2 protein-coding genes are annotated in these 3,609 nt (G+C 68.3%); one reads left to right on the top strand and one right to left on the bottom strand.

Annotated features, from left to right (window positions below; translation table 11 throughout):
- A partial coding sequence (locus EIO58_RS19170; RefSeq protein WP_205789304.1) for a hypothetical protein occupies positions 1 to 182 on the top strand: 182 nt, incomplete at its 5' end.
- On the opposite strand, the gene EIO58_RS14480 is transcribed toward EIO58_RS19170, so the two are convergent.
- Positions 179 to 3,609 (bottom strand): multifunctional oxoglutarate decarboxylase/oxoglutarate dehydrogenase thiamine pyrophosphate-binding subunit/dihydrolipoyllysine-residue succinyltransferase subunit (locus EIO58_RS14480; protein WP_127820121.1); only part of this gene is annotated, 3,431 nt, incomplete at its 5' end. The two genes, EIO58_RS19170 and EIO58_RS14480, sit on opposite strands and share 4 nt — an antisense overlap.

The raw sequence follows: 3,609 nt of genomic DNA on the forward strand, positions 1-3,609 counted from the left end.
TCGTCACGCTGGTGCGCCGGGCACGCGGGCGGTCCGCGGCATCCGTCGAGGTGAAGACGACGGATGCCGCGGCCCCGCCTCTCCCCGCCGACAGCACGACGACCTCGGGAGGGGGCGGGGGACGTCGAGTCGACGGCGCGCGCCCACACGAGGGACGACGAGATGGCGGTCCGTTCGCCTAGAGCGTGAGCGCCTTCTGCATGATCGCGGCCTGCTCGACCGCGTGGACCTTGGGCGAACCGGTCGCGGTCGACGCCGCTGCCGAGCGCGAGATCCGGCGGATCCCGCGGCCGCCCAGGTGCTGCGCGACCGCCAGTGCGATGAATGGCCAGGCACCCTGATTCTCGGGCTCGTCCTGCACCCAAACCAGCTCGGCGTTCGGGTACGCGTCGAGGACGCCGTTGAGCTCGTCGATCGGAGCAGGGAAGTACTGCTCGAGACGCACGAGGGCGATCGCCGGGTTCGGGTTCTTGTCGAGCTCCGCGCGCAGATCCCAGTGGATCTTGCCCGAGTGCAGCAGCACCCGCGTGACCGCGGACTTGTCGATGCCGCGGTCGTCGTCGAGCACCGGCTGGAACTTGCCGCTCAGGAAGTCCTCGACCTTGCTCGTGGCGCCGCGCAGCCGCAGCATCGCCTTCGGCGTGAAGACGACCAGCGGGCGACGGGGGCGCGCGTATGCCTGGCGCCGCAGCAGGTGGAAGTACGACGCGGGGGTCGACGGGCGCGCAACGGTCATGTTGTCTTGCGCGCACATCTGCAGGTACCGCTCGATGCGTGCCGACGAGTGGTCAGGACCCTGCCCCTCGTAGCCGTGGGGGAGCAGCAGCACGACACTAGATTGCTGGCCCCACTTCTGGTCGGCCGACGAGATGAATTCGTCGACGACCGACTGGGCACCGTTGGCGAAGTCGCCGAACTGGGCCTCCCACAGCACGAGCGCATCGGCACGTTCGACCGAGTAGCCGTACTCGAAGCCCATCGCGGCGTACTCGCTGAGGAACGAGTCGTACACCCAGAACCGGCCCTGGTCCTCGCTGAGGTTCGTGAGCGGGATCCACTCCTGGCCGTTCGCGCGGTCGTGGAGCACCGCGTGACGCTGCACGAACGTGCCACGACGCGAGTCCTGCCCGGCAAGGCGGACATTCGTCTTCTCGAGCAGCAGCGAGCCGAACGCCAGGAGCTCCGCGAAGCCCCAGTCGATCGAGCCGTTGCGGCTCATGTCGAGGCGCTTGTCGAGAAGCTGCTGCAGCTTGTTGTGCACCGTGAAGCCGTCGGGCTTGTTGACGAACGTGTCTCCGATGAGGTGCACCATCTCGCGCGACACGCCCGTCGTCTCGGGCTCACCGGCGACGGGAAGGGCTGCGGCATCCGCCTCGACGACCGGGGACGAGCCGGTCTCGGCCGCGTGGGTCTCGGCGAAGGCGATCTCGAGACGATTCTGGAAGTCCTGCTTCGCCTGCTCGTACTCCTCCTCGGTGATGTCGCCGCGACCGACCAGAGCCTCGGTGTACAGGCGACGAACCGAGCGCTTGGCCTCGATGAGGTTCGTCATGAGAGGTTGCGTCATCGACGGGTCGTCGCCCTCGTTGTGACCGCGGCGGCGGTAGCACACCAGGTCGATCACGACGTCCCGGTGGAACCGCTCGCGGTACGCGAACGCCAGTTGAGCGACACGAGTGACCGCCTCGGGGTCGTCGCCGTTGACATGGAAGACGGGCGCCTGGATGGTCTTGGCGACGTCGGTGGCATAGACCGACGAGCGGCCGTCCTGCGGCGTCGTGGTGAAGCCGACCTGGTTGTTGACGACCACGTGGATCGTGCCGCCGGTGCGGTAGCCGCGCAGCTGCGACATCTGCAGCGTCTCGACGACCACGCCCTGACCGGCGAAGGCGGCGTCGCCGTGCACGAGGATGGGCAGCCACGAGAAGCTGCCGATGGGCTTGCGGTCCTGCTTGGCCCGGACGATGCCCTCGAGCACGCCGTCGACCGTCTCGAGGTGGGACGGGTTCGCGGCCAGGTACACCGGCAGCTCCTGACCGCCGTCGCCGTCGGCCACGAAGGTGCCCTCGGTGCCGAGGTGGTACTTGACGTCCCCGGAGCCGCTCTTCGAGCCGATCGCGATGGACCCCTCGAACTCGCGGAACACCTGGCCGTACGTCTTGCCCGCGATGTTCGTCAGCACGTTCAGGCGCCCGCGGTGGGCCATGCCGATCGCGGCACCGTCCAGGTCCGCCTCGGCCGCGCCCTGCAGGATCTCGTCGAGGAGGGGGATCAGCGACTCGCCGCCCTCGAGGCTGAAGCGCTTCTGCCCGACGTACTTCGTCTGCAGGAACGTCTCGAAGGCTTCGGCCTGGTTGAGCTTGTCGAGAATGCGCAGCTGCTCGTCGTGGCCGGGCTTCTGGTACTTGACCTCGACGTTCTGCTGGAACCACGCACGCTGCCCCGGGTCCTGGATGTGCATGTACTCGATGCCGATGGTGCGGCAGTACGAGTCGCGCAGCACGCCGAGGATGTCGCGGAGCTTCATCTGGCGCTTGCCGCCGAAGCCGTTCGTGACGAACTCGCGGTCGAGGTCCCAGAACGTCAGCCCGTGGCTCTCGATCTCGAGGTCGGGATGCGTGCGCTGGACGTACTCGAGCGGGTCGGTGTCGGCCATGAGGTGGCCGCGCACCCGGAACGAGTTGATGAGCTCCTGCACGCGCGCCGTCTTGTCGACGCGCTCGGCGAGGTCGACATTGATGTCGGAGGCCCAGTGAATCGGCGCGTAGGGGATGCGCAGCGCCGCGAAGATGCCCTCGTAGAACTCGCGCTGGCCGATGAGCAGCTCGTGCACCTTCTTGAGGAACTCGCCCGAGCCGGCGCCCTGGATGACGCGGTGGTCGTACGTGCTCGTGAGGGTGATCGTCTTGCCGATGCCCAGTTCGACGAGCGTCTTCTCGCTGGCCCCCTGGAACTCGGCCGGGTACTCCAGGGCGCCGGCGCCCACGATGCAGCCCTGACCCTTCATGAGGCGCGGCACGGAGTGCACCGTGCCGATGCCGCCAGGATTGGTCAGCGAGATCGTGGTGCCCTGGAAGTCGGCCGCCGTCAGCTTGTTGTTGCGGGCGCGTGAGACGAGGTCCTCGTACGTGGTGAGGTACTCGCCGAACGTCAGCTGGTCGGCGCGCTTGATGCTGGGGACCAGGAGCGCACGCGTGCCATCCGGTCGCGGCAGGTCGATCGCGATGCCGAGGTTGACGTGCGCGGGAGCCACGACCGACGGCTTGCCGTCGATCTCGGCGTAGAACACGTTCTGGCTCGGGAACTCCTTGAGCGCCTGGATGATCGCCCACCCGATGAGGTGGGTGAAGCTGACCTTGCCCCCGCGCGTGCGCGCCATGTGGTTGTTGATGACGATGCGGTTGTCGATCATCAGCTTCGCGGGCACCGTGCGGACGCTCGTCGCCGTGGGAACCGTGAGCGACTCGTCCATGTTGGCCGCGAGCGTCTTGGGCAGGCCCCTGAGAGCGGTGACCCGGTCTTCGGCGGCGGACTCGGCGGGCGACGGCGCGGACTTCGGCGCCTGCGCGGGGATCGGCTGCGGCGCGGCGGGGCGGGCAGTCGTGCGCG

Origin of the sequence: Microbacterium sp. CPCC 204701, assembly GCF_004010105.1 — a bacterium.
Lineage (GTDB): Bacteria > Actinomycetota > Actinomycetes > Actinomycetales > Microbacteriaceae > Microbacterium.